Consider the following 26,526-nt stretch of genomic DNA (forward strand, 5'->3'; position numbering starts at 1 on the left):
TTTACTTGCATAGAGTTGTATTGATAAAGATATTTTGAAGTGTTTTATACTTCGATTCGATATTTTTATTGTAAGTTAATAAAATTATTTTTATAAATTTAATCGCAATAATGGAGAATAATATGTCTGTTAAATTGATTGCATCAAGTGCTTTTCTTGTGGGGGTTACTTCACTTGCTAACCCCTCCTTTGCTGATACCTATGCTACAGCTCTTTTTGATAAAACTGGCTCGATGAATATTACGAGAGCGGCCAGTAATGAAACACGCTGTGAATATGGCAAGAAATTATTTTTACAAACAGTCAGTACCGGCATTTTACGCGCGGATTTTCTGAATGTTAAAACGTTTGCTGGTCCTGGGCAGCTAGACTCAATAACAATGGGCTTTAGTGATGTACGCGGTTTAAATCCTTATGCTGGCCCCGGTCTAGCTTTGTTTGAAAGTATATCGGCCGAGATTAATGCGGTTTCTTGTAGTGGTGCTACATCGTTGGGTGATGCGTTGTGCGAAAGTATGGATGAATTAAAAGCCATTGCAGGCGCAACGCAGCGACGTGTTGGCTTGGTGACTGATGCCAGCGAAAATAGCTCAACGCAATGTGGTGGAGGGGTTCCTGATTATATTAATAATCATATTGTGCCGAGATTAACTACTCCACCGCCAATCATTTTTAATGTGACTATCTTGCAAGCTGCTAATGGTAACGTGGGTTTACGCGCTTTAACGACCAGTCAAGAGCTTAGTGCCTTGCAAGGCGAAGACGCTCTACAAGATAGCAGTATTTGGCAAGATCGTTCACTCGAGAAATATGAGTGGCCTACTCTGTCTCGATCAACGGAAAAAACGGCCGTGAGTGCAACTACGGAAGTGCAGGCACTGATTAATGCAGCTGTTCTTTCGGGTGGTGGAGCCAAAGTAATTGGTGACTCTCAAGTGTGTACTGAAGGTTGTGATCCTGAGAGCCAAGACCCTTCTTGGGGTGGTGGTTGGTAGTGTTGATTTAGTCTATTCATACAGTCCATTTATATAGTTTAGTAAGGTATGGTGCTTACTATGCCTTACCTCTGGAGAGTCAAAATGAAAATGTTAGTAAAATGTATTGCGTTTTTATCGATGTATCTGGTCTCGGTATCGGTTTTAGCTGTTGCTCAAGTGGATGTAGATAATGTGTTGCTTGCTGGTGACGGCTATCAGCTAAGAGAAATTGTTTATATTGATGATAATGGTCAGTCGCGATCAGTTGAGCTTTTCTATATTAATAATGTTGAGGGAGCAACAAATGCTTACCTTGAGGCAGGGTTACCATTAAGTGAATTACTCGATATTCAACAAGAAGTTGATAGTTGGGGTGGTGCATGGGGTAGTGCGCCGTTTGCTGCTAAAAATATATTAGCAGCAGATGAGCCACAATTTACCTGGGTGATTGATAAGCGTGGCGCAACTATTACAACAGAGGCACAGGGTCAGGCATATATTGATGAATTTAATATGCAGGCGATTATTGATGAGGAGAGGAAGTTTCCCGATGGGGATAAGGCGTTGAGTGGCATTACGGCTGATGTGAATGCGCGTCGCTTATTTGGATGCAGTGGATGGCGTAATAAAAACAAACGGTTCACTAAGGATGTAGATAAAAAGTTTTCTCATAATAAAAGAATTGGTAGTGGTATTGCGACATTAAATTTCAAAGGTAGCCTCGATGTTGATACTGATATTGATTTGAAATTAGATTATCGTTATAAGCGAAATTTCATTTGTATACCTTATAAGTTTAGGTTTAATAACCTAGATGCTAAAGCTAACTACGATGCTCAAGGTAATTTCTCGATTATTGGTAAAGTAGCTAAGAATTTTGGCAATTATAACTGGAAAATTGCCGAGCCTAAGGTATTTGATTTTTGGTTTGCAGTAGGGCCTATTCCTGTTCGTCTTGCAGGTAAATTACCTATTGAAGTAGGTACTGGTGACATTAGATTTACAGCTCAAGGAGAGGTGGCAACCTATAAAGCGATACATTTCAAAGGGAATCTGCATTACTCTTGTAACGGCTCTGGTTGTACAAAGCATAGCTCTAATCATCAAAATCTTAGTCAAGGCTTAAGCAATAGTATCGGAGCTTCAGTAAGTGCTACTGTCACCTTTAAGCCTTATGTGCATGTTGCCATCAAACCTTATTTGTATGGGGAATGGTTTTTGTATCTTCAGCTCGGCGTAAAACCAGCCTTTCCTATTGAATTGTTTGGTTACTATGGCAACTTATGCCAAGACGGTGACAACAATGGTACAAATGAGACTGTGGCTGCTGCTTTAGGTACTATTGCATTTGAAGTGGGCGTTACAGGTGAGGCGAAAATATTCGGTACATATATATTAAGGCCTAAATATTGGTCGCTTTGGTCTAAAGATTTATTGTTTGTTGATTTTTTACAGCCCGGTAGTAGCGCTTTTACACCGTTATTGCGGCCGCAAGTGATAGCCAATCAATTAGATATTACACTACCTGTTAGTATTCGATCTTGTGTTAATCGCTACGCATCTCGATTTCCTGTGGATTATAGTATTAATTGGGGAGATGGTAGTGTCTCATTATTACAGGATGTAGCAACGACTAAATCCTTAGCGCATACCTATCCTGGGCCCGGAACCTATCAGGTAAAAGTTAGTTATAAAAATGGTGTGAATACTACTATTCCAGTGACTATTACAGGTGATGGTTGGGGAGGTGGTTGGGATTGAACATGAATATCTCTATATCGCAGTGTATGTATACGGTAATATAAAAAATACATAATATGAGTAATAAAAAAACCTGCATTGCAGGTTTTTTATATTTTGTTATGCCATATGACGTCAAAAGATCAATATCTTAATGTGCCGTTTAAAGGTTTTTTAATAGCAGCTCATATCTATGAGTTGCTCCGATAGGAAGTGGCAGAGTTAGCGTTTTTTAAGGCGCCAGTCATTAAATGCTTTTAAACCCGGCTTGTTTACATATTTGTTATAAATGTGAAAAAGACTTGCCCCTATTAAAAGTGCAATAAAAGTGCTTACTAGGGGCATATTACCGATTATTTTTTCTGAAATAGATTTTACTTGAAAGTGGGTAAGATATATAAATAAAGAGCCCGCAGCAAGATAGTAAATTGGCGTCATTAACGTCTTTGGTAAAACAACAGGAATTTTAATAATTAGTAAAAAATAGCTTAAAATTAAATAATAATTAAAGTGTCCGTAAACTATATAAGACATCAATACAAAACCTAAAAATGTTAACGATTTATCAAGGGTTGACTCAGTAAAGCGTGCAGAGCATCCAAACGCTACCAGCCATAACATGAGCCAAGGTACCCTGCGCATTAAATGATCGGCATCCCAAATGGCTTCGCTTAATAAGAAAATAGCGCAAGAGGCTAATGTAAATAGTATGCATGCTGTGTTTGTTTTTACCAATAAAAATTTACGTATAGGCTTTATTGATAAAATAACGAGTAAAATTACTTGTAGCTGAATATAAACTTCGATAAACCAATAAGAGAATCCATTGGGGTGCATATTTGGTGTGAAATTACTCACCATTAAAATATCTTGCCATCTTAGCGGCCCATAATATATATGCAGTAAAAGCGTATAAATCATGCAGGGTATCATTACCTTTACAATCATTATGGCTATCGGTAATACACTGTTTGAGGTCAAAATCTTATTTAATTTAAATGTTGCTATGTTGTAGCCAACCATCACCATTAAAAAATAAGCGCCACCACCGCCATATTCAAAAAGCTTAAAGTGCCCTGCTACAATTAATGAAATTGCAACAAATCTTAAGATGGTGGGTATGTCTGAGTATATTTTGGGGTAGTTAGTCAATGAGAATTACTCGTGATTTTTATATGTTGCAGATGAATATCTAGGCTCAATTGTTGGTTTTTGTACATTGTTTATCGGTAAGAGTAAAGTAGTTTTAATGGCTTAGCCACTGTCGGAATAATATACAAGCTATATAATAGCTCCATTTTTTAGTGACTTGCGTGAATGATGTTTTGTAGTAGGGTGTACCTTGCATGCCTGTAGGTGATTACGGCCGCTTTTTGCTCCGATATTGAGAAGTGTTTTACGAGTAGTATTTGATGAGGTTAACTTTACACTATTGAATGCTATCTAGCTAATTTGTCACATTATATGTACATATATTATCTGTATAATGACAGTCATTAACTCATTGAAATATAGACGAATACTATGCAATCAGACCCTAAAAAGCTCATTGAAAAAAATAAAAATCTTATTCACTCTGATTTGATGAAGGTTATCTCACATACGCAGCGTGATGATGGTGATTGGGTACTGCACTCATTAATGGTTGAAGGTTGTGATGCGCCCTTTAAGTTTAAGCGCCAAGGTCATTATCAAAACTTAAAAGGTGCACGTGTTAATATGACCTATTACGCCGAAGAAAAAGTGGTGGCGGGTATACCCTTTGAAGTCATGAAAGTGGTACGTATTAAAAGAGGGTAATCCGTTAGTGTGTTGTATTCGTGGGGATAAATAAAAATACAGAGTCATTTTACTTGCTCATCACAATCTCAAAGCTAAAGTATTCTCTCCCCCCCCAAATAGTTGGTCAACAATCTCGGGAAGGCACTTGATATGATCCAATTGTTGTGTGATGCAAACCTTAAAAACCTCAGCGATGTTTTGTCGCTGAGGTTTTTTTAAGGTTTAGTAATGACTACCATTAAAATGACTTGTTTGACCTTACTTAGAGTTAATTATTTCATCGTGCAATGATTTACGCCCATTATGTTGTGACCAACCCATTTCGTCGTCAGTAATAACCGTGGCAACTATAATTTTTTCCCCTCGTTGAGGAGTTTTTCAGTGCTTGGCAACGGTACAGTCGTTTTAGCGATGATTATATTGGTGCATATATTTTTATCCTGCTTGATCATAGGAAGAATACAACATAGGTGGGCTAAAAATTATTGCTTTTAAAGCCTTAGTGCAAGCGAAATCAGGACGCTAAAATTAATAGAACGCCGTTTTTTCCGCGTGGGTCATCCTGTATATTTTTTATGGGAGGTGAATTTTTAATTTACGCCTGTTTCAGTTTTGCGTTAGTAAAACCCTTGGGCAAGTGACCATTTAAATTGTCTACCTGTAAGAGTTTTTGGGTATTGATTTCAGCAAGCAAGCCACTACCCAGATCGGGTTTACGTTGTGTATCGGTGGCGAAGTTAAGTGTTTCGAATGTGCGCTTGAATATTTTATCTTGCATGTGCTGTGTGTAGGGTCGGCTTACCAGTGACTGCTGGGCAAGCCATGCAGGTGAAATGGTGCGGCTAAAGCGATAAAAATTTTCATAGGCGAAGTGTTCTTCGACGTAGCGGTCACTGATTGCAATTAGTTCATCGAGTAGTGTGTACATAATGCCACTAATTTCTTCTAACCTAACCATAATCGACACTTGCTTGTGTTCAAAAGCTGCCGGTAATGCTATCTGACTGGATGCAGCGTTGTCTTTTTTCATGTTGAGATCAATAAAGGCGCGATTATTATTCAGCGCCGTATAATGGGCAACGTGCAAATGATGATTAGCAAAGTGAATATTGCTTAACTGGTCAATTAATGCCTGTTCAGTGTTGCTTCGCGGGGCGTTTTTTGTGACTATCCCTAGGGCATATTTCGCTGCTTTTTGTAGCATGCCCATATCTTGATGGCTGCTCAGTGGCGCGCTGCGTACTTGTGTGGTAGTGGCTTTATTGGGTGTTGTTAGGGTGAGAAGTTCACGTATCTCGTGCTCCATTACTTTTTTAATCGCCAGCATGGCCGTTTGAATAATTTCTGAGGTAGGGGTATCGGTATCAATGCGCCATTTTCGACCATAAACAATTTTAGGTGGATAATGGGTATCGAGCTTTTGATAGTTTTCATGCCCAATGATACCTACTTGCAAATATAGGCCCATGTCGTCAGTGGCTGCGAATAAGAGTACATCGTCAGTAAAGGTAATTTTACTTAACACTGTACGTACGCTGCCCAGATTGTGACGGTAGGTCATGTAGTGTTGGGGAAGGTGCAATTGGCCCCCGCCTGCATCAATGAAGGGGGCGGCTGGCATGGCTTTTTCGCCCTTGGCCAAACAGCTTAAAGAGCTAACAGACATCAGGTGGTTTTCCTTTTTCATAGCTATGGCGTTAATGATCTGAGTTTAGGTGTTTAATGATCGGTGCTACCGAGGGAGCGAGTGTATTAAGAGTCACGGTTACTCGAGCAAAGTTCATAATGTCAGCAATAGAGTACTTAAAAATAGAAGGCCTAAATGTCTGTGCTTTTGATGATTGGGCACAGTTTATGGCTGTATCCTTGTGAAGTAATTGTTGATTAATGAAATTCATATTTGTCAAAAATGAAATAATCTATGCCACTATTCAATGTACTGAAACTGTGCGCTAATGGATCATTAATTGAGTCGTTTAAGCCATTTGTGCTCTTCGACAGTTCACATCTGCACGGTCTAACGCTTGCTTTCTCTGCCAGGCTCTGCGTAATGCTCAGAAAATAATCTATCAGCGCTCTATCTGATGATATTTTCAGCTTGGCTGAATAGTTACTTGGGTTTCACTAAAAAGGAGTCCCCCCCATTGGATAAATTACAAGCTATCAAGGTATTTATTGAGGTGGCTAAGCAGCAGAGTTTTTCCTTGGCAGCCGATGTGCTTGGTATGTCTGCCCCCACGGCAACGCGGGCAATCGCGGAGCTCGAAGGACGTTTGCAGGTTAAGCTACTTAATCGCACAACGCGCTTGGTGCGCTTGACGGAGTCGGGCACGCGCTTTTTTAATGATATGCAACGTATTATTGAAGATTTGGAAGAGGCCGAAGCTTCGGCAGCAGGGGTTTACAGTACGCCCTCTGGGACCCTGACTGTCACCGCCCCCATCTTGTTTGGCCAAAAGCATGTCATGCCCATCATTAATGAATACCTCAGTGTATATTCTCAGGTTAGTGTGAAAGCGATGTTTTATGACAAGGTCACAAGCCTACTAGAGGAAGAGCTTGATGTTGCTATTCGCATTGGTCATTTAAAAGACTCAAACCTATACGCTACTCAGGTGGGTACTGTTAGGCGTATTGTATGTGGCTCACCTCGCTATTTTAAGAGGCGTGGTGTACCTAAATACCCAGAGGCTTTACTCGAACATGATTTGATTTTCCCTGCCACTTTCGAAAGCACCACCACCTGGCAATTCCAAAACGGCGCTAAAAAAGAGCTACTAAAACTCAGCCCTCGATTAATATGTAACCAAAATGTCGTAGCCTTGCAGGCGGCCATTGAAGGCCGAGGTATTACACGCTTAATGTCGTATCAGGTTGGTGAGGAGTTAGAAAAGGGCACGCTTCAAGCCGTGCTAACCGGCTATGAAGAAGAGTCTTTGCCAGTGAATGTAGTCAGTGTTGAAGGTCGACGGGCGAATGCAAAGGTGCGCTCATTTATTGATTTAGCTGCGCAACGGCTCAGGGGAAATCCATTTATTAATACGCAAGAATAACTTATCGTAACGTCACTCTTCAGAGTGAACTGAAGTTGCGCACTGCAGTTGTGCACTAGTGAATCATTGTCTGGACCGCTCAAGCCATCTACGACTTTACGTTCTTCGACTTTGTGCTTCTAAAGTCTAATCGTGAATACCCCTATACAGGCGCAAAGGCTACCCTCACGCACCCATGCTGGGGCGGGCGCTATATCACACTCTCGTCAGTTGGCTCCTGCATTGTTCAATCCTTGCTTTTCCTGTAAAGCCGGGTGCTTAAATACCCAGAAAATAATCCACCAGTATATTATCTGGTGAATTTTTTCAGCTTGGCTGAATAGTTACCAAAAAACTAGCTTTTTAATGGTTGTCTTTATACTTTTTTTGGGGGCAGGACTCATTAGCGTTAAGTGGCTACTGCCCCTAAAAATGGCGACATTCTATTTTTATGCTCGGTAGTCAATACTTTCGTAGTGCAGGCCCTGGAAATGGAACAATATTAGAATTAACTCAACACTTTTGGTCTGTTTTATGATAAAACCACTGTGATTAACCGACTGAGTGGTTTGCCCGCTCTCTTGTACGGACTACCGTCTTAAAGGGTTTCCGAGTGGCACTTTTAGTTGGCATGAAGAGTACATGAGGTGGTTGGTATGAAGAGCACATGATGGTTTTAATCATAGTATACCTTCCTTGCTCTTTAGTGCCGGCAGTCCATGTACAACCGCTAACCGAAGGGTTTTGAAACTTTGAGGTTACGTTGTATCGCTCAATAAAATCATAGTGTACGTTACTTTGAGCGGTGCCTAGCAAGGTGTGGGTAAATCATTGTGCGGCCTGTATCGGCTCGATTACACCGTTATAGCATAATTAAATGAGTATTGAGGATAACACTTTTGGCTTTTCGAGTATTAGTGGTGACCGATTCGGCATCATTTTATAGTGATTTAGAGGTAGCTTTTGAGCCGCTTTCTTTATTTTTATTGCATAAAGGTACATCTTTACTTGAGCTGAGTGAACGTGAGCTGTCGGCTTATTGGGTAGCCGAAAAAATTAATTGTGTTGTGTATGCTGGTTTTAGTCTTAATTTTGATGAGGCGCGCTTGCAGCGATTTACTCAAAGCTGCGTAGCGAGAGAGATTCCTTTAATGCATCTATCCTCATATCAGGTCTTTGATACTCAGCAGGGTAATATTGAAGAAGGTGTGACGCCTGAGTCGAGTGAGCCATTAGGCTTGTCGTTGTTAGCGGCTGAAAATATTATCTTAGAGGGTGAGCGCAATATGGTGTTGCGTATGCCTTGGACCTTAACTACTTGTAGTGCTGCGCTCGAAGATGAGGGGTTGCTTGACCGTGCGTGTAAGGCGCTTTTGGGCACTAATGAGCTACAGGTATCGGATGAGGTGGCTGGTTTTGTGATGTCGTGGCCCGAAGTGGCGCGCGCTATAACGGCTATGATTCAACAGGTATTTTGTGGTGCCGAAAATTGGGGGGTGTTTCATATCCGCTCAAGTGATAGTTGTAGTGAGGCTGAGTTTGCTGACGCTGTTGCTAGATTATTGAAAGCCGAGGGGTTTAGCGTGGCCAATGTGGTTGCCGTAAAGGGCGCAGGCTATTTGATGCAGCGCTCGGCATTACTCGGTGGGCGGCGCAGTGTCGATGACTTTGGTATCCAACAAAGAAGCTTTCGAGTCGGCCTAAAAGGCGCTGTTCAGCGCTGGGTGAAGTTGAGCGGTTATATACCTGCATTAGCGCCTTAGCTTCTGTCTTCATGTAGGGCGCGTGTAGCAGGGTGCATGAACCACTTATGCCGAGGTGAATGTTGGTAATGCTAGCGATACTCAGGTGGATGACCCATCTTATCAGCTGGCGTCTTAGCTATTATCTCTGCAGCAGACTGGGTATAGGCTAGTTTTCAATGATTTTAACGACCACTGTTTTGATGATGAATCCTAGCACGCCTAAGCCCAGCACAATAAAAATCATCAGTGTGCCAAATTTTCCGGCTTTGGATTCTTTAGCAAGATCCCACATAATAAAGCCCATATAGCCCATTAATGCGGTGATGCCTAGTATCATTGACCATTTCTCGAATTGCTCTATATCCACAGTTCTATGCCCATAACGGTTGCTTGCATGCCTTAGAAAACAGCGCTATTGATTTAGCGTTTGCGTTTATGACTGTCGTTATTTTATCAGTGTCTTGCCCCGGCGCTAGTGTTTATTGATGCGCAGTTAACAAGGGTACCAAAAGGTCTATTGATAGAGGGTTGCTTGGCCAGCTCGGGTCAGCTGCGATTGTGTGTTCCTCTGCGCTAGGCTTGTGTGCTGATTGAGCTATTGAGTGTTTAATGTTTTTTGTTGATGCTTGAGAAACCAAGCTTCGAATTGTGCCGGTGGCAGAGGTTTGGCGATGTGATAGCCTTGCGCCATTTCGCAGTCCAGCTCTGCCAGTTTGATCATGGTGGCCGCGTCTTCTACGCCCTCGGCGACAACGGTTAAGTCGAAGCTGTGGGCCAAGCTAATAGTTGATCGGATGATTGCGGCATCTTGAGTATCATTGAGCATATCGTGCACGAAGGTACGGTCTATTTTGAGTGTGCTCAGTGGTAGGCGTTTAAGGTAAGACATAGATGAATAGCCTGTACCAAAGTCGTCAATCGCAAAGCGAACACCGAGATCGTGCATGCGATTAATGATATGTAAGCTGCGTTCGGGGTCGCTAATGAGTGCACTTTCGGTAATCTCGATTTCGAGTGACTCGGCTGGGAAGTCTTTTTCTTTGAGGTGTCGCTCGACAAGAATAGGGAAGTCGTAGTCAATGAGATTTCTGGCTGATAAATTGATCGACACTTTCATGGGAATGCCTTTTTGATGCCAAGCCTTGGTTTGTTCTAGGGCGTGCACTAGCACCCACTCGCTCAGCGGTTTGATGATGTCGCTCATCTCTGCCATCGGAATAAACTCAAACGGGGGAACTTGCCCCAATTTGGGGTGCTGCCAGCGAATGAGCGCCTCGCAACCAATACATTCACCTGTTTTTAAGTCGACTTTAGGTTGATAGTGCAAAATGAGCTCATTTTGGCGAATCGCATTGCCCAGCTCGGCCATTAGCATTAATCGGCGTGGGCTATGAGCATCTTGCGCGGCATCGTAAAAAGCCAGTGGCTGAGCGTTGGTTTTTGCGGTGTACATGGCGACATCCGCGCAGCGCAACAATGCGTGGCTACTTTGCCCGTGATCGGGGTACAGTGCTATCCCTATGCTGCCGTCAATTTCCAACGTAATGCCGTCGGCTTCTATAGGAATGCGTAGTGAGGCATCAATAAAGCTGGCTAGCGATAAGGTCTCGTCACCTTCACTGATCTTGGCAATTAAAACGGCAAACTCATCCCCTCCAAGACGGTATAAATATGCACCGTGCCGAATGAGCATGGCTTGTAAGCGTTTGGCGATCTCCTTGAGAATTTGGTCGCCGATAGCATGGCCCAGAGTATCATTAATATCTTTAAAGCGATTGAGATCAAGCAGCATTAGTGCTGCTTTATTGTTGTTTTTGCTCGCGTTATGAATGGCGATGGCGGCAACATCGTGAAGGCGCGCGCGATTGGGCAGGCCGGTAAGGCTATCGTGATTGGCTCGGCGTTCCATTTCGCGCTTTGAGTCAATCAATTGCTCGCTGGCGCGTTTGCGCTCGGTAATATCGGCGGCCATAAATAAAAACCCGCAAATAACCTCTTGTTGATCGCGCAGTGGTGCTACCGCCAAAGAAATGGGCAGCTGGGTTTCATCTTTGCGTTGATATTGCCATTCATACTCTTCAACTTGTCCTAGCCGTGCTTTGGCAACGAGCGCTTCAAAATTGGGTTGTAGTTCATATCCTAGCTCTCTTGTGAGAGCTTCTGCGCGCCAATTGAGCTCTTTGTTTGAATGGAATATCAACGGTGTATGAAGGCCGATGACTTCTTCGGCTTTGTAGCTTAGATGCTCTTCGGCTGCTCGATTAAAGGTGTGGATAATGCCGTTAAGATCGGTAGCGATAATGCAGTAATTGGTTCCGTTAAATATGGCCTGATGCAATGAATTGAGTGATGTGAGTTGATCGGATGCTTGTTTTTTGTCCGAAATATCGCGTACTGAGGCAATAAGGTGTTCTTGCTGCTCGAGTTTGGTGTGCGTGAGGGTGACATCGGCATAAAATTGCGTGTTGTCCCAGCGTGTTTGTAGCCACTCAAAACGCTCATAAGTGTGGTGCGTTTTACGGCTCGTAAAGGCCCAGAGCTTGTGCGTGGGTTGCCCTATAAATTGCTGGCGGTTACAGCGAAATAACTTAAGCGCTGCGGCATTGCAGTCGGATACTTTACCCGATCGTAAAATAATTAAGGCGTCTCCGGTGCTATCAAATACCGTGCGGTAGCGTAATTCGCTATTGCGCAAGGAGTAAAACATTAACAGTTGCGATAGTAGGTCGGCGACAGAGGCTGCGAAGCTGATCTCTTGGTGTGACCATGTGCGCGGGGTGTTAGTTTGCTCAAAGCAAATAACACCGCAGGCGGCACCTTCTTGCCTTAAAGTGGCATCGAGCAGTGCGTGAATATTGTTGGGTATGAGGTAGTTGTCGGCGAAGCATTGTGTTCTTGGGTCGTTAAGCGCCATGCTCGCACTAATGGTCTGGTCTGACTCTAGCGCGTTAATGTAAACCGGGTAGTCACTGGAGCGTATAGCCTTGTCGTGGGTGTGGACATAGCCGGTATCGTCGCGCATCACTTGGCAGCGAAGCTCTTTTTTGTTGTTGTTAAAGAGCCAAATGCTGCAGCGACTGGCCTTGATGGCTGCTTGGCTGCGTTGTGCAATAAGGTTTAGTGCTTCACTAAGATTGGTTTGCCAAAGGGTTTCTTCTTTGGCAAGCTCAATGTAGCTTTTAGTGAGCAGGCCGGCTTCAGTGTTTTGAGGGTGCGTCATGCAGTGGTCTTATGCTGGTAGTGTATTTAAAAGCTTATGCTCTAAAAATGGCAGTGCTGTGTAAAAAAACGCCAGCTTAAAAACAGTATAGACTTTCTTTTCGAATAAGAGGGAGCAGTCTATATCAAATATAAGGCAAAAAAAAACCGAGCAAATGGCTCGGTTTTTATTATGTGTGGTAATCAGAGAGTTAAGCTTGTTGCTGGCTACTCCGAGATTACTTACGCTAAGGCTTAAGCGGCAAGCGCTTTAACTTTAGCGTTAAGGCGGCTCTTGTGACGAGCTGCTTTGTTCTTGTGAATGATGCCTTTATCTGCAATGCGGTCGATCACAGGTACTGCAGCATTAAGAGCGGTTTGCGCCTCTTCTGCATTGCCGGCTTCAACAGCTGTAAGTACTTTTTTGATATAAGTGCGAGCCATTGAGCGCAGGCTGGCGTTGTGTGCGCGTGCTTTGTCGTTTTGACGAGCGCGCTTACGTGCTTGAGGTGAATTGGCCACCGTAGTGCTCCTACAAATAAAATTAATTCAAAGTAAACTTAGTGGTTGCAACCTGTGCTACAGCTTGGCTGTTCATTTAATTGCCAATGCACTTAACCTTAAGCTAGCCCTTTGTGACAGCAAATTCTGACGAATACACCATGCACCGACTGACTGAGGGCTTACGGAAGCGACCTAAATAAGGACGCGGTATTATCCCTGTTTGTATTTTAGTGTCAAGAGTTTGTTTATACGCTTTGTCGGGTAATGGGTGAATGTGGTGACGGTATTAAAGATTCTGAGTGGCTCTTTCAGTATGGAAGGCCCGCACCTTCTATTAAGCTCTCTATTTCTGACTTAATTTAAGTTCTTTATTTCTAAATAACTTAACAGCGGCCCTTGAATAATTTAATAGAAGAGCTAGCGATAAAAAATTGTCGCTCAAGGGCTTTTTCTCGAGATGATTGCTGGCGGCTTTTTGAATCACTCCTATAGTTTTCACTGTAAACCTATTTAAGGTTTTAGGATTTTTGCCCTACTTATGTAGTGTGTTAGATGATGCACTGCATCACTTGAAGAACTGGAGACTGATAGTGAATACATATACTCGTAGTTTAATGCTTGCCGCACTGACCGCCGTATCGCTGACCCAAGGTTGTAGCTGTAGTGATAATAATTCTGGCTCTCAAGTCGTGATCGACCCACCTGTAATCACTGATCCAGTGCCTGAAGTGGCTACCATTAACGGCTCGGCTGCCAAAGGCCTGATTTTTGGCGGTATTGTCAGCATTCATCCCATTATTAATGGTGTTTTGAGTGTTGAGCCTGTGAGTACTACGAAAACGGATGATAGTGGTAGCTATAGCGTGACTTATAGCAACTACGATGGCAGTCCTTTTGTCGTGCGTGTAACAACGGATGAATCCACCACAATGATGTGTGATTTAGCAATGGGCTGTGAAGGCGTAGCTTTTGGTGAAACACTTCCATTCAATGATCCTGACTTTACATTAGATGCCGTATTACCCACTCAAACTACTGAGCAAGTGCTGACTAACGTTAGTGTATTAACCGATATTGCTGCTGAGCGTGTATTTGATGCTTTGCAAGTGGGCTCGACGGATGAAACCACTATGCTGATTAACAATGCTAACGCGAGTGTAGCTAATCGCTTTGGTCTTTTCGGCGGCCTCACAACACTGCCTGTCGTAGACTTAACCAACTCTGCCGCCTTGGTGGGTGTGAGTGACGAGTCAATGCGATTTAACTTATTAAACGCCTCGATTATCCAAGCCGTGTTAAATGACGGTGTGCAAACCACGATTAGCGCTGCGATGAATAGCTTTGCGCAGTCTTATACGCTAAACGGTTTAACCGATAACGCGCAAACAACTACCGTGACTAGTTTGGCTGATATTTTAGCGCAGGCGAGCAATACTCTGACTTTGATGCAAAACCGCGCAACGGCCAATAACATAACGTTAGAGTTAGCGAATCTCACGACTGTGCTTGAAAACCTAACAAACCTTGCACTAGCGCAAGAACCCACCGATGAAGGCACTCAAGGAGGTACCACACCAACGACCAGTGGTGACGAGCAAGCAAAAGCAAAAGCCTTTGTCGGGGTGCTTGGTGATTTGAGTAATAGCATGGACTTAGCGGTACTGACCGATGATGTCGCCGTGGGCGCACAGGCTGACGCTTTTGATACTCAAATACAAGCTGCCGATATGGCCTCAAGCGATGAGCTAGAGCAAGTGGTTGAGGCAACAGCCGTGGCGATTGAGGCTATGGCAATGGCCTACGATGCTTATGATAGCGATATGACCCTCACCTCTTGGGAATCTGATGAAGGCGTTATGGTGACTATTGTGCCAATGACTGCTCCAATGACTGACCCTATGATGGCGACTGACTCGGCCACACAAGAGCCTAAAATGCATGTGTCATTAACCGTAGAGCAAAATGTGAGTGTCGAGGTTGGTGGTATGACAACGATGGTTGCTATTGATATGACGGCTATGGAAGATGTTACACACACCGAGTCGACTAATGAGGACGGTGCCGATATGGATACCGCGATGGGACATGTGGGTATTAGCGGTACCGCTTCTGTTGCAGGGTTAATGCTCACCGTAAAAGACGGCTCGATGTTTTCTGTTGAAGAGTTGATGAGTGTTTATGAAGAAGATGCAAGTGGGGAAACTGCCAGCTTTAAAGTGAGCGGCTTAGAGCTGGAGCTAATGGCTGATGTTGCTCAACAAGTCTCGGCAACGGTTACCGACCCAATTACTTTTAGCGGTATGCTCAAAGTAACATTAGAGTCGTTAATGGCCAGTGGCACCTTGACCGATATGGGCGGAGAAGACTCAGGTACGGCCTCGCAAGAAATTACTAAGCTGGCACTGGCTTTGTGGGGGCGTGTAACCAACACCTCTGGTGACTCGGCAGCGGTAAGCTTTAGCGTAAAAGGTGACGGTACGGGTATTGATTTTAGCCAAAGCTGGTTAGGGGAGTTTTCGGACGCTGATGATACCGATTCTGAAAGTGATAGTGAATTTACTGCTGCGCACTTGATGCTGAGTTTTAATGCTGATTTAGCGGGTGTTTCTGATGCTGTAATGGCTTCATTGAATATGCGGCGCTCGGCTGAGCAGGCAAGTGTAATGAGCCTTAAATTTTCTTACCCTGGCGTACAAATGCAACTAGCGACAACAATCGATGAAGATAGCGATGAACCGCAAAAGCTGATTATTACCAACCAAGACGGTGTTGTGGCCACTTTTATCGATGGTGATGAAGTGACAGGTACTATTTTCGTCGGCGCTAAAAAAGTAGCCGATGTTAAAGGTGTTGTGGTGACCTACATTGACGGCAGTTTTGGCTCGCTCGATCTTTTTGAGTAAACGGCGTAAAAAAAAGGCTGCTTCGGCAGCCTTTTTTTTACCTGTATTTTCCTGTTGATTAACAGTTTTTTCCTGCTAAAAAAGGTTGCCAAGTTGGACGGTTGTCGTATTCTTTTTCATATTATGTCCCTGTTATTTTTGATCACCTGTCATGCGCATGCTAAAGCGGAAGTGTATCCTGCCTTGACGGTATTGTTTGATGCTAAGACATTTACTTACAGTGAAAACATGCCTATTGATGCTTTCGATAATGATTTTGAAGGTGACTTTCCTGCGAGCGGCCAATATGAGTTTACTCATAATAAGTACAAGATAGGGGTCGGTTATAAGGGACTTGAGTTGGCTTATTTTCAGCGACATGATTATTATTTTCGTACAATAAATGATACTTTTAATCTTATTTACATGGATCAAAATGATTGGGATTTACCTTTTGATGAAGTGTTTGATATTTTTCTACATGTTCAAAAGGTTGAAACCAGCGGTATAACCTTAGGCTATTGGCTGAATCCCATACCAGAAGTTGAGCTTTATATAGGGGGCTCATACTTTGAGTCAGATGATGTCTTGTATGGGCAAATTGAAGGGCGTATCTGGCAAACGCCTAGCCGCCCTTATGGCGATCTGATTGTAGATTATCTTTATACAGAAGAGGTGTTGCTTGATCGACCATTAACACCACCGGCCTCGGGATATGGTTACAGTTTTGATATAGATCTGCGATGGGAAATATACCCAGCGTTAGCGTTGGGTATATTGATAGAGGATATGGCAGGACGCATTCACTGGAAGCACGCCCCGCATACTTATGCGCAAATGGTGAGTGACCGCAATAGAATCGATGAAAATGGCTTGCCCTATAAAGTGCCGACATTGCAAGGTCAGCATGATTTTCAAAACGTCGCTCAAGCACTGCCTTTGCATAGGCGTATTCATTTATCGTATCGCTACGGTAAAATAACGTTAACAGGGGAGCAAGAGGTCTATGATAAGGTTTATTTTAACCGCTTATTATTGGGCTATCAGATACTGAAGGGCTTTAAAATAGAGGCCGGATACGATCTAAAAAGCAAAGCGAAGTCCTTAGTTTTTTGGACCCCGTATGTTGCGCTACTGTTTGCGACCGATGATTTTGATTTGAAACGCAGCAAAAATATTCGCTTAGAGCTCCAGGCGCGCTATGCGTTTTAATGATAGTAACGCGTAAATACGCGTGTAACTAGTGACAGTCAATCATACAGTAAGTCACCTAATTTTATAACATGTGACCTTATTGTGTCGCTAGGAGTGGGAAGGTTCTACGCAGACTAACCCTAGGCTAGCAGGGTCAGCCTACAATTAATGGCTTTATTTGAATAGTTGCCACAAAACAACGCTGCCAGCTAAGCAGGCGATAGCGGCAGCGGGTAATTGATGGAGTTGCTCCCAGCCAAAATAAACGCCGGTACTGACTCCCAGCACAACTAAAGCCTTAGTGAAGTACTGCCTTTGTGATTGAGTATTTTTATGGGCTGTCGTACTGGCTGCGTTTTGTAATTGCGGCGCTATTTGCGCGAGTTGATTCATGTTTTGTGTTGTTTCTAAAATAAGGTGTGGCACCTCGGGAAACTTTTCGAGCCATTCGGGGGCTTGACGCTTGAGCTCTTTCCACAGTGATTTAGGTGCAAAACGCTCTTTTAGCCATTTTTCTAAATAGGGGTGAGCGGTCTCCCATAGATCTAAATCGGGATACAGTTGGCGACCTAGACCTTCGATATTTAAAAGTGTTTTTTGTAGTAATACTAGTTGTGGTTGTACCGGCATCTCAAAGCGTTGTGCAGTTTGGAAGAGTGTAATTAGCGCCTCACCAAACGAAATTTCTTTTAAGGGTTTTTCAAAAATAGGTTCGCATACCGCGCGAATAGCCGCTTCAAATGCGCCTACAGAGGTGCTTTTAGGGACCCATCCCGAAAGTACATGAAGCTCTGCAACCTGACGGTAATCACGGCGGAACATGGCAAGTAAATTGCGGGCAAGGTAGTACTGATCTTCGCGATCGAGCGATCCCATGATGGCCATATCTAAGGCAATATAGCTTGGCGATTGAGCATCGCTAATATCGACAAAAACATTGCCCGGGTGCATATCGGCATGGAAAAAGTTATCGCGAAATACTTGTGTAAAAAATATTTCGACACCGCGCTCGGCGAGTACTTTTAAATCAATACCTTCTTTGTTAAATGTTGCAATATCGGTGACTTGGGCACCATAAATACGCTCCATGACCATAACATTACGGCGGCAATAGGGCCAGTAAACATTGGGTACATACAATAATGGTGATTGCTCAAAATTGCGTTTTAACTGTGAGGCGTTAGCCGTTTCGCGCATTAAGTCAAGCTCATCAAAAATCGTTTGCTGATACTCTTCGACCACAGCTATTGGTTTTAGCCGTTTACCGTGCGGTGCATAGCGCTCTAAAATGTGTGCTAATAAACGCATTAAGCCCACATCTTTAACAATGGTTTTTTCGATGTTAGGTCTCACCGCTTTGACAACCACTTTGTCGCCATTTTTTAATGTTGCAGTATGCACTTGCGCAATACTGGCTGATGCTAAGGGTTGGCGATCAAACTCATCAAAAATATCGGTCAAAGGGTGGCCTAAGGCTTTCTCGACTAAAGCGCAAAAGATCTCGCCATCAAAAGGGGTAACGCGGTCTTGTAGTTTATTGAGTTCAATAATTAAGTCGGGGGGGATTAGATCGGGTCGAGTCGACAACAGCTGCCCAAACTTTACAAAAATAGGACCGAGCTCTTCAAGGGCTAAGCGCAGACGCTCGGCACGGTTTAATTGAGGTGCTCGGCCGAGCTTAAATGGCGCTAATATGAGTTTAAGTTGTATAGGCTGCATGCTGCTAGGCAGTAATTCATCTAACCGATAGCGCCCAATAACGCGTGCAATTTTTAAAAAGCGAGCAATGGATTGTAGTTTTTTCATAGAGGGTTGCTTAAGGATTAAATGAGTGGGCGTTTAATAATGAGTGATACCGAATAATTGCTGTGCAGACGACTGATTAATGACAGGCTATTTAAAAGGATCGTGTGAGGTGTTTAATACGAGCCTCTACGCGAGCGACATCATCTTGCAGGTCATCAATGGCACTGTAAAAGGCATTAAATTCTGGCTCTGCAGGTGCCGCGTTGAGCTCTTCGGTAATAAATTCGCCCAAAAAGCGCGGGCTGCGTTGGGCGATACGTTTAAGGTAGCGCGCCTTATAACGTATTAATTCTGCGATGGCATGGCCTGTATAATCGCCTAAAGGTTCACATAAGGCTTCTTCCCAGTCAATATCAATATTTTTGGCAATCTCTAAAAGCTCCATCAAAAACCCTGTTTGCCCTGTGAGCGTAAGATCACTGCCTGCCAATGTTGTTTTAGGGCCACTCATTAATTCAATAAGACTACTGGTTGTGCCTGTTAAGTGGCAATCGGCATTGGGGTTGGCGAGTGGGCTTACTTGAACGTCATCAGGGGTAAAAGCGACACTGAGTACTATTGTTGGTTCGCTCAGTGCGAGTGTGATACAGCGGCCGGCTTGTTTGTGTAGGCGTTGTGCGGTGGCTGGATCGTGCTTGAGCGCTTTATTGACTGTGCGCTCAAGTACCAAGCAAAGCGCAGTAGCGGCGGTGGGGTGCTTGTGGGTATTTAACATATATTTTGCCAATCGTTGTTAAGTTAGGCGTTACGGTTTAAAGCCTTTGTGCAACGCAACAATACCACCGGTCATATTGGTATAGTTTGTATTGGCGAAGCCGACATTGTCCATCATGCTTTTGAGTGTCTCTTGATCGGGATGTTTGCGTATGCTTTCGGCTAAATATCGATAGCTGTCGGGGTCATTGGCGACGAGCTTACCCATAAAGGGTAATAATTTAAATGAGTATTGATCATAGAAATTTTCAAGGGTTTTAGATTTGGGTTTCGAAAATTCAAGGATCAGTAAGCGCCCGCCGGGCTTTAATACACGAAGCATAGAGGCGAGGGCTAAATCTTTGTCTGTGACGTTACGCAGGCCAAAGGCAATGGTAATAATATCAAAGCTATTATCGTCAAAGGGTAAAAACTGAGCATCTGTTTGAGTGTAGGTAATGTTGTGTGCAATACCAGCGTTCAGCAGTTTATCGCGGCCTACATTAAGCATAGAGCTATTAATATCCGCTAACACCACATGGCCGCTCTCACCTACACGGCGTGAAAATTGTTGGGTTAAATCACCTGTGCCGCCAGCAATATCGAGGATTTGTTGGCCCGGCCGTGGTGCAGCGGCTTCAATGGTAAAGCGCTTCCAAAGGCGATGAACACCACCGGACATAACATCGTTCATAATGTCGTATTTGGCGGCAACTGAGTGAAATACACCGGCAACACGCTCGGCTTTTTCGCCGGCTTTGACATTTTCAAAGCCAAAGTGCGTAATACTGTCTTTATCCATAGGGGGCTCCTGGGCAGATGGCTGTAAAGTGGTCAGTGACTTGAGTAGGTCGGTTACAGGTATTGTACCGCTTAATCTGGCGGGTAGGCTAATCTAAGCATAAAGGGATTAGACATAAATAGCGTATACCAAGCGGCCTATACGAAGCAGTGTGTGTTATCGCTTAGTGTAAAAGCTAGTTCAATAGGATAAATGCCGTACCAATACTCTATAGGCTACGTGTCACGGCGCTTTAGGTGTGCAAATGCCAATTAAAAATTAAAATGAGGAGAAGATGTTGAACAGAGGGGTACAACTCAGTCTGGGTATTGCGCTTTTATACGCGGTGCCATTGACGCTCGCCTGTGAGCAAAGCGCTATTACACCGCTAGAAAAACTCTACTGCCAAGTGCAGGCTAAAGGCGAGGGCGCTGACTTGCCTAGCTTTAATGACTTTAGGCGCAATTCACCGCAGACTCAACGCTTACTGCTTAAGCGTCCAGCTAAGCGAGCAGAGCTGCCCTTACCGGCTAAAACTCAAGCGCCAAACAAAACTAAAGCTTCGGTGAAAGCTCCAGTGAAAACCCAGGTAACAAACACCGCTCAGGCGTCAGTGAAAACAAAAGCGCTAACAACCCCAAAGCAAGCACCGGTGCTCACAAGTCTTAAAGGTTGTCGTATTCATGCCACGGGTATGACGTGTCGGCAAAGGCAGTATCGACTATTAGATAACCTAGCCAACAAAAAACTCGCCAGCCATGCGCTAACCCCAGCCAATACATTACAGCTACCTGAAGTGCCTACAGACCTAAGGCTTAGTGAGTTACATTCTTACTTGCAGAGTGCTTATGCCAAGTATCTATATAAAATGAATATGATCGGTTTGGCTGGAGCGACGCTTTCTTATAGCAAATTTTATTACATCTTTGAGGAAGTGAGCGAGCATAATCGCAATTTCGTGAAGCGCTTTGCCGATATGTACACTTACCTAAAAAAAGATAAAAGCACTATTGCTATAGGGCGAGCGCATAAAAATAAACCCTTACCGCCGTTGTCGAGCTGTGAACCTATTGATAGCGCGCCATTGCATTTTATTGTATGCGATGTAAAAGGCACTAACTGGGTTTATCAATACCATTAACTTCAATGGTTTAGGTGCATTTTTAATCAATAAAAGTTGTTGACCCTTTTATTGTGCACACCGCGATACTGAGATAGCCCTTTAGCCCTTTAGCCCTTTAGCCCTTTAGCCTTTTGCGCAGTGCCGTAGGTTAATGTCTTTTTTCGGCGAGTAGTGTACTTTGCCGACGTACAATATGCTGAATTAAAAGCTCTTGGTTGCTAGGGCTTAAATGTAAGAAATCAACACGCCATTCGTAGTGCTTATTATCGCTGTTTGCCTGTGTATTGTTTGCTGTATTAGAGGGGAGGGTATGTGAAGCAATCTCTCGTGTATTGGATGTCATTTTACAATCAATCACCAAGCCTTCAAGTTCGAGCTTTTTATGGTCATCTAGCACTAAAAATAATTGTAGTTGAGTGCCAACCGCTGCGCAGTAATGTTCGGTAAAGGCGAGCCCACAGGCGCTAATATTCACATTGCGGGCATAGTGCGCAAGGGTCGTGTGGCTGCTAGTGTCAATTTGGCAAAGCCGCTCTATTTTTTGGTTAAGTAATGCGATCAATTCAACGATTTCTGGGTGATTATTTTTTTGATGCTCGATAAGCATATCAATTCTTTTATTTTGTTCGGTCATCAGATCGTAGCTATCGTCGGTCTGTGTAGCGCCGGGTGGGTGCACAATACAATAACTGAGTTTCACAGTATCGTTAATGCGAAAATAGCGGCGGCGCTCTTCAGTATTCTCATTCGTCATGTTGAGTATCCTGTGCGGCGGATTGAATGGCGTCCGCTGGCATAGCAGGCAGAGGTCTGATACGGTTTTTACGGACACTAAAATATTTCATTTGGGTTTAGCTCAAATAAATAATCGGGTTCCAGTTTTAATTCACGTAAAATATCGGCTCCCTCAGGTGATTGCAGTACGGCTTTGTCATCATCACTAAGCGCATCATCTAAGCCTTGAATCATGACAATTTCGACACGGCGATTTTTAGCGCGGTTTTCGGGGGTGTTATTACTGGCTTTAGGGCGGGTATCGGCTAAGCCACTGACTTCAAAGCGTTTAGCCTCAAGTGCATTGCCGCGCATTAATTCATGTGCAACCGATACAGCCCGTGCTGAAGACAGCTCCCAGTTAGAGCGAAAGCGGCTGGTTTTAATGGGAATGTTATCGGTATGGCCCTCTACTTTGACTTGGCCGGGTTTAAGCGCAATAACCGAACGGACTTCCGCAAGTACTTCGCGATAGGCAGGTTTTAATGTGGCGGTACCCGAGCCAAAAGAGCCTTTTTCACGAATGCGAATAATGATTTTTCGGCCCTCGGTTTCGATCTCTATTTCGCCGGCAATAATTTGCTCACTTAAAGCATCGGCCAATTCATAGGCCATTTTTTCGGTGTTCTCTTCTAGCTCATCGAGTACTTTTTTTACGCGCTCTTTGACGCCAGCGTCATAACCTTCTTCGCCTTGCTCCACATCATATTCTTCAGAGCAATCAACCCGCAGTGACATTTCGGTAATATCTTGGGTGCGTTGAAAAATTTCGTTAATAGGGGTGGGCTCTGGACGGCCGGGGCTAAACTCTTGAGCAATAATACTGGTTCCCTTGGGTGGGTCGTTCATATTAATTTTGTTTTGCACGCCAAATGCTTGCGCCATTGAGCCAGCTAAACGTTTAAACTTCATGGCATCCATTTCTGAAAACGACAGCAGTAATACGAAAAAACACATGAGTAGCGACATAAGATCGGCAAAAGTGCCCATCCAAGCCGGCAGCCCTGGTTTACAGTCGCATTTTTTTTCCTCTTCCTCGTCACTCATGGCAAATTAGCCGCAACAGGCGTTACTCTTCGCCGGTATCGCGCTTGCCCTCCGGTAAATAGTTGCGCAACATGCTATCGATAACACGCGGATTTAAGCCATTTTGAATCGCAATGAGTGCATCGATGACCAAGCTTTTTATCATTGCCTCTTCGGTTGCGCGCAATGCCAGCTTATCGGCCATCGGTTGGCAGATGGCATTGGCAATAATGGCGCCATATAGCGTCGTCAATAGGGCAACGGCCATGGCTGGGCCAATAGATTTAGGGTCATCCATATTAGCAAGCATCGCCACTAGACCAATGAGTGTACCAATCATGCCCATTGCGGGTGCCATTTCAGCCATTGCAGCAAAAATAGACGAGCCGACTTTATGGCGCTCTTCGGCTTTGTCGCGGTCTTTGGAAAGTAGCGTTTTAACAACGTCAGGTTCATGACCATCAACCAAAAGTTGAATACCGCGCTTTAGAAAATCATCACCGACTTCTTTGCCTTCGAGTGAAAGCAAGCCGCCTTTACGGGCTTCATCAGCTAAACCCACAATTTCAGTGATCAGTTCGAGAGGATCAGATAAATTGTTTTTAAAGCTTTTACCTGCGACTTTCATGGCACCTAAATATTGGCTTAGGCCATATTTGGCCATAACCGCAAAAATTGTGCCCCCAACAACGATGACTACCGAGGGAATATTAATGAACATGCCGAGCTGGCCGCTCATTAGCATGGAAATCACAATTAAGGCCAGTGCACCGATAATGCCAACCAGTGTTGCTAAATCCACGCGATGCACCTCGTTTTAACCGGTTTGGTTATCCTGTGCGTCGCGATAGCGCGACGCTTTTGTATGATGTCCATAAGCGAATATCTTTGTGTTGCTTGATTGTATTTTGGCGCTTAGCCTCTATGTGTTAACGGCCAAATGCGCCAAATATGAATCCCTGTGAAGGGCTTATTCTTTGAGTGTAGTTGGTTTTAAGTGGCCTGGATGAGGATATAGCGGCTGATATTTGACCGGCTAGAGCAAGTTGGTTAATGTGCGCCCTTGTATCAAGTCCGCACACTGATTGGTTATTTAAAGAGAGCCCTATGGCGACACGTAAAAAAACGGCAAATTTTGAGAAATCGTTAGAATCACTCGAGCTACTCGTCGAAGAGATGGAGGCGGGTGACTTAAGTTTAGATGAGGCGCTTAAATCCTTTGAGAAGGGGATTAAGCTGACCCAAGAGTGCCAACTGGCCTTGGATGAAGCCGAGCAAAAAGTAGCGATTTTATTAGGCGACGACCCTGCAGCACAGCCGGTGCCCTTTGAAACCCCTGAATAGTATGAGCGATTACCCGCTATAGCATATTATGTGGCTATGTGCTGAGCTAACTGGTTAATAATCTGTCACTTAACAGTGAATGCGATGTAACTAGGGGGCAGTGGCGACATTTTATTTTGAATGTGAATTTTTGATTGTGAATTTTTAACGTGACCCCACTACTTTCTGATTTTGTGACACAGCACCTTCCTCTTATAGAAGAGCACTTATCGCAGGCTTTACCCTCACCGGTATCTGGCGGCGAGCGCTTGATCGACGCAATGCGCTATAGCCTGCTTAATGGCGGCAAACGCATTCGCCCGTTATTGGTATTGGCGGCAGCAAAAGCCTGCGGTATAGATGTACTCGGGAGCAAGGTGTATAGCGCTGGCGTTGCAGTCGAATATATTCACGCCTATAGCCTGATTCACGATGACCTACCAGCCATGGACGACGATGACCTGCGGCGTGGGCAACCTACTTGCCACATCGCCTTTGATGAGGCTACAGCCATTTTGGCCGGTGATGCTTTGCAGTGTGCGGCCTTTGAGGTGCTGAGTGAAAGTGTCGATACATTGGCTTTAGTGGCTCCTTTGGCAAAAGCCGCTGGCGCACGCGGTATGGTGGTGGGGCAGGCGATTGATTTGGCAGCCGTTGACCAGGCACTGGATTTGCAGCAGCTTAGCCATATGCATAAGCATAAAACAGGCGCACTCATTGAGGTGAGCGTGCAGATGGGCGCAATAGTGTCTGGGGCTAACCGTGTTCAATTAAAGGCACTACAGCGCTATGCGGCGGCTATTGGCTTGGCATTCCAAATTCAAGATGACATCCTTGATGTTACCGCCGACACGCACACTTTAGGTAAGCAGCAAGGCGCCGATGCGGCCAATAATAAACCCACCTATGTGAGTCTATTAGGCCTTGATGAGGCAAAGCGTAAGGCACAACATCTATTGAGTGAGGCAAAAACGGCATTGGCGCCACTCCCTAATGGCGAGGTGTTAGCGGCGATTGCCGATTACATCGTCGAGCGGGGAAACTAACCAAGCGATAGTGATGACTTCTATACAGGTGAACTCTGCTATTGTTTAAGGTTACAGGCTTGGGCGTGCTTTGATTCGTTGAGGCGGCTTTACCGGCACCTATTGATTAGGTGATGGCATAATAGAGTGTTTATTTTGATGTTTTTGTGTGTACATCAGGGTAATGTAAATGCGGGGTAACTATTCAGCCGAACCAAAAAATCTCTCAACAGGGTGCTGATGGGTTATTTTCTGGGTATTTAAGCGCCGGGAGCGCTTATATAGCGACCAGCCCCAGCATGAATGCGTGGGGGTAGACTTTGCAGGAGCATAAAGTTGCAGATGGCTTGAGCGGCCCAGCAAATGATTCTTAGCGCCCGATTACCGGCCCTCTGAATAGTTACAATGCGGATAGCTTGTTTAACGCTTGGCCCGTTCGTGTATTACTGGCGTATCGATGTATCATTGGTCCCCTAATTTATCGATTAAACGTGCTGTCTGCGATGCGCTGTCAAGAACAGATAACAAATACAAATAATAAATAACAACAGGTGTAACGACTCATGACTGAATTAAAACACTCGGACTACGGCGATATCTTTTTAGATTTGTGCGATAGCAATTTGCGTAAAAATGTTGTCGATACACTCGTCAAAGCCCGTACGGGTGACGAAGTGATTCCTCACAATCATCTTGATGAAATAGCCGCCTATATTAATCGCTTAGAAGACGCCTTAGTGCGCCATCACACTGGTGAGCTTAAAACGGCTAATGTACTTGAGCATTTAAAGCGTTGTACAGGCCTGGATGTCAGCGGTTTGGCATATTCAGTCGAAACGATGTATGCCGAAGATGCCTAAGTATGCGCCTAAATGAGTGGTTTGAGCTAAAGGTTTAAACCTAAAAAGGCCACCGATACGG

General features: G+C 44.2%; 22 protein-coding genes. 11 read left to right on the forward strand and 11 right to left on the reverse strand.

Going from position 1 to position 26,526, the window contains the following annotated elements; translation table 11 throughout:
* Positions 1-122 precede the first annotated feature (122 nt).
* Both AC438_RS06875 and AC438_RS06880 read left to right on the forward strand, forming a co-directional pair.
* On the forward strand, positions 123-995 hold the full coding sequence (locus tag AC438_RS06875; protein ID WP_053980508.1) for a hypothetical protein: 873 nt from the start codon (positions 123-125) through the stop codon (positions 993-995).
* Positions 996-1,079: 84 nt separating this feature from the next.
* On the forward strand, positions 1,080-2,738 hold the full coding sequence (locus AC438_RS06880) for a PKD domain-containing protein (RefSeq protein WP_053980509.1): 1,659 nt from the start codon (positions 1,080-1,082) through the stop codon (positions 2,736-2,738).
* 201 nt (positions 2,739-2,939) lie between these two features.
* Here AC438_RS06880 and AC438_RS06885 read toward each other — a convergent pair whose 3' ends face one another.
* Entirely contained in the window at positions 2,940-3,869 is a 930-nt protein-coding gene (locus tag AC438_RS06885; RefSeq protein WP_156317016.1) for a hypothetical protein, read from the reverse strand.
* A gap of 372 nt (positions 3,870-4,241) precedes the next feature.
* Between AC438_RS06885 and AC438_RS06890 the strand changes: the two genes are divergently transcribed.
* On the forward strand, positions 4,242-4,517 hold the full coding sequence (locus AC438_RS06890; RefSeq protein ID WP_053980511.1) for a hypothetical protein: 276 nt from the start codon (positions 4,242-4,244) through the stop codon (positions 4,515-4,517).
* Positions 4,518-5,094: 577 nt separating this feature from the next.
* On the opposite strand, the gene AC438_RS06895 is transcribed toward AC438_RS06890, so the two are convergent.
* Positions 5,095-6,165 carry a hypothetical protein gene (locus tag AC438_RS06895; RefSeq protein ID WP_053980512.1) on the reverse strand — a complete coding sequence of 357 codons (1,071 nt, stop codon included), beginning with the start codon at positions 6,163-6,165 and terminating at the stop codon, positions 5,095-5,097.
* 478 nt (positions 6,166-6,643) lie between these two features.
* Here AC438_RS06895 and AC438_RS06900 point away from each other — a divergent pair, with 478 nt between their 5' ends.
* Both AC438_RS06900 and AC438_RS06905 read left to right on the forward strand, forming a co-directional pair.
* Positions 6,644-7,552, forward strand: coding sequence for a LysR family transcriptional regulator (locus AC438_RS06900; RefSeq protein ID WP_053980513.1), 909 nt, complete (start codon positions 6,644-6,646; stop codon positions 7,550-7,552).
* An 878-nt stretch (positions 7,553-8,430) separates the two neighbouring features.
* Entirely contained in the window at positions 8,431-9,294 is an 864-nt protein-coding gene (locus tag AC438_RS06905; RefSeq protein ID WP_053980514.1) for a sugar nucleotide-binding protein, read from the forward strand.
* Between the two features lie 148 nt (positions 9,295-9,442).
* Here the strand turns inward: AC438_RS06905 and AC438_RS06910 are convergent, their stop codons facing one another.
* The 3 genes from AC438_RS06910 to rpsT form a co-directional block, all read right to left on the reverse strand.
* Positions 9,443-9,643 (reverse strand): DUF2788 domain-containing protein, encoded by a 201-nt coding sequence (locus tag AC438_RS06910; protein WP_053980515.1) that lies wholly within the window; start codon positions 9,641-9,643, stop codon positions 9,443-9,445.
* 228 nt (positions 9,644-9,871) lie between these two features.
* Positions 9,872-12,496 carry a bifunctional diguanylate cyclase/phosphodiesterase gene (locus tag AC438_RS06915; protein ID WP_053980516.1) on the reverse strand — a complete coding sequence of 875 codons (2,625 nt, stop codon included), beginning with the start codon at positions 12,494-12,496 and terminating at the stop codon, positions 9,872-9,874.
* 233 nt (positions 12,497-12,729) lie between these two features.
* A complete protein-coding gene (gene rpsT, locus AC438_RS06920; protein ID WP_053980517.1) occupies positions 12,730-12,996 on the reverse strand; it encodes a 30S ribosomal protein S20 in 267 nt (88 codons plus the stop codon).
* 572 nt (positions 12,997-13,568) lie between these two features.
* On the opposite strand from rpsT, the gene AC438_RS06925 reads away from it, so the two are divergent.
* Positions 13,569-15,881: a hypothetical protein gene (locus AC438_RS06925; protein ID WP_156317017.1), complete on the forward strand. Its 2,313-nt coding sequence runs from the start codon at positions 13,569-13,571 to the stop codon at positions 15,879-15,881.
* Positions 15,882-16,004: 123 nt separating this feature from the next.
* Positions 16,005-17,072 carry a hypothetical protein gene (locus tag AC438_RS06930; RefSeq protein ID WP_156317018.1) on the forward strand — a complete coding sequence of 356 codons (1,068 nt, stop codon included), beginning with the start codon at positions 16,005-16,007 and terminating at the stop codon, positions 17,070-17,072.
* 156 nt (positions 17,073-17,228) lie between these two features.
* Here the strand turns inward: AC438_RS06930 and ubiB are convergent, their stop codons facing one another.
* The 3 genes from ubiB to ubiE form a co-directional block, all read right to left on the reverse strand.
* Positions 17,229-18,860: a ubiquinone biosynthesis regulatory protein kinase UbiB gene (gene ubiB / locus AC438_RS06935; protein WP_053980520.1), complete on the reverse strand. Its 1,632-nt coding sequence runs from the start codon at positions 18,858-18,860 to the stop codon at positions 17,229-17,231.
* Between the two features lie 91 nt (positions 18,861-18,951).
* Complete coding sequence (locus AC438_RS06940) at positions 18,952-19,575, reverse strand: ubiquinone biosynthesis accessory factor UbiJ (RefSeq protein WP_053980521.1); 624 nt, start codon at positions 19,573-19,575, stop codon at positions 18,952-18,954.
* Between the two features lie 30 nt (positions 19,576-19,605).
* Entirely contained in the window at positions 19,606-20,355 is a 750-nt protein-coding gene (gene ubiE / locus AC438_RS06945; RefSeq protein ID WP_053980522.1) for a bifunctional demethylmenaquinone methyltransferase/2-methoxy-6-polyprenyl-1,4-benzoquinol methylase UbiE, read from the reverse strand.
* Positions 20,356-20,629: 274 nt separating this feature from the next.
* On the opposite strand from ubiE, the gene AC438_RS06950 reads away from it, so the two are divergent.
* Positions 20,630-21,475, forward strand: coding sequence for a hypothetical protein (locus AC438_RS06950; RefSeq protein WP_053980523.1), 846 nt, complete (start codon positions 20,630-20,632; stop codon positions 21,473-21,475).
* Positions 21,476-21,605: 130 nt separating this feature from the next.
* Here AC438_RS06950 and AC438_RS06955 read toward each other — a convergent pair whose 3' ends face one another.
* The 3 genes from AC438_RS06955 to pomA all read right to left on the reverse strand — a co-directional run bounded on the left by AC438_RS06955 (position 21,606) and on the right by pomA (position 24,059).
* Positions 21,606-22,211, reverse strand: coding sequence for a hypothetical protein (locus tag AC438_RS06955; RefSeq protein WP_053980524.1), 606 nt, complete (start codon positions 22,209-22,211; stop codon positions 21,606-21,608).
* Between the two features lie 77 nt (positions 22,212-22,288).
* Positions 22,289-23,278 carry a flagellar motor protein MotB gene (locus AC438_RS06960; RefSeq protein WP_053980525.1) on the reverse strand — a complete coding sequence of 330 codons (990 nt, stop codon included), beginning with the start codon at positions 23,276-23,278 and terminating at the stop codon, positions 22,289-22,291.
* A gap of 22 nt (positions 23,279-23,300) precedes the next feature.
* On the reverse strand, positions 23,301-24,059 hold the full coding sequence (gene pomA / locus AC438_RS06965) for a flagellar motor protein PomA (RefSeq protein WP_053980526.1): 759 nt from the start codon (positions 24,057-24,059) through the stop codon (positions 23,301-23,303).
* Positions 24,060-24,364: 305 nt separating this feature from the next.
* Here pomA and AC438_RS06970 point away from each other — a divergent pair, with 305 nt between their 5' ends.
* The 3 genes from AC438_RS06970 to AC438_RS06980 all read left to right on the forward strand — a co-directional run bounded on the left by AC438_RS06970 (position 24,365) and on the right by AC438_RS06980 (position 26,465).
* On the forward strand, positions 24,365-24,601 hold the full coding sequence (locus AC438_RS06970) for an exodeoxyribonuclease VII small subunit (RefSeq protein WP_053980533.1): 237 nt from the start codon (positions 24,365-24,367) through the stop codon (positions 24,599-24,601).
* Between the two features lie 149 nt (positions 24,602-24,750).
* The gene (locus AC438_RS06975; RefSeq protein ID WP_053980527.1) at positions 24,751-25,626 is read left to right on the forward strand and encodes a farnesyl diphosphate synthase; all 876 of its coding nucleotides are present in this window, start codon (positions 24,751-24,753) and stop codon (positions 25,624-25,626) included.
* A 542-nt stretch (positions 25,627-26,168) separates the two neighbouring features.
* Positions 26,169-26,465 carry a hypothetical protein gene (locus tag AC438_RS06980; protein ID WP_053980528.1) on the forward strand — a complete coding sequence of 99 codons (297 nt, stop codon included), beginning with the start codon at positions 26,169-26,171 and terminating at the stop codon, positions 26,463-26,465.
* The last annotated feature ends 61 nt before the right edge of the window (positions 26,466-26,526 follow it).

Origin of the sequence: Marinagarivorans algicola, assembly GCF_001292705.1 — a bacterium.
GTDB classification, from domain to species: Bacteria; Pseudomonadota; Gammaproteobacteria; order Pseudomonadales; family Cellvibrionaceae; genus Marinagarivorans; species Marinagarivorans algicola.

Coding starts and splice junctions, on each gene's coding strand:
- AC438_RS06875 (WP_053980508.1), top strand. CDS start 123: ATGTCTGTTAAATTGATTGCATCAAGTGCTTTTCTTGTGGGGGTTACT.
- ubiE (WP_053980522.1), bottom strand. CDS start 20,355: ATGGATAAAGACAGTATTACGCACTTTGGCTTTGAAAATGTCAAAGCC.
- AC438_RS06880 (WP_053980509.1), top strand. CDS start 1,080: ATGAAAATGTTAGTAAAATGTATTGCGTTTTTATCGATGTATCTGGTC.
- AC438_RS06895 (WP_053980512.1), bottom strand. CDS start 6,165: ATGTCTGTTAGCTCTTTAAGCTGTTTGGCCAAGGGCGAAAAAGCCATG.
- AC438_RS06915 (WP_053980516.1), bottom strand. CDS start 12,496: ATGACGCACCCTCAAAACACTGAAGCCGGCCTGCTCACTAAAAGCTAC.
- AC438_RS06940 (WP_053980521.1), bottom strand. CDS start 19,575: ATGTTAAATACCCACAAGCACCCCACCGCCGCTACTGCGCTTTGCTTG.
- AC438_RS06980 (WP_053980528.1), top strand. CDS start 26,169: ATGACTGAATTAAAACACTCGGACTACGGCGATATCTTTTTAGATTTG.
- AC438_RS06955 (WP_053980524.1), bottom strand. CDS start 22,211: ATGACGAATGAGAATACTGAAGAGCGCCGCCGCTATTTTCGCATTAAC.
- AC438_RS06890 (WP_053980511.1), top strand. CDS start 4,242: ATGCAATCAGACCCTAAAAAGCTCATTGAAAAAAATAAAAATCTTATT.
- AC438_RS06950 (WP_053980523.1), top strand. CDS start 20,630: ATGTTGAACAGAGGGGTACAACTCAGTCTGGGTATTGCGCTTTTATAC.
- AC438_RS06970 (WP_053980533.1), top strand. CDS start 24,365: ATGGCGACACGTAAAAAAACGGCAAATTTTGAGAAATCGTTAGAATCA.
- AC438_RS06960 (WP_053980525.1), bottom strand. CDS start 23,278: ATGAGTGACGAGGAAGAGGAAAAAAAATGCGACTGTAAACCAGGGCTG.
- AC438_RS06930 (WP_156317018.1), top strand. CDS start 16,005: ATGTCCCTGTTATTTTTGATCACCTGTCATGCGCATGCTAAAGCGGAA.
- ubiB (WP_053980520.1), bottom strand. CDS start 18,860: ATGAAAAAACTACAATCCATTGCTCGCTTTTTAAAAATTGCACGCGTT.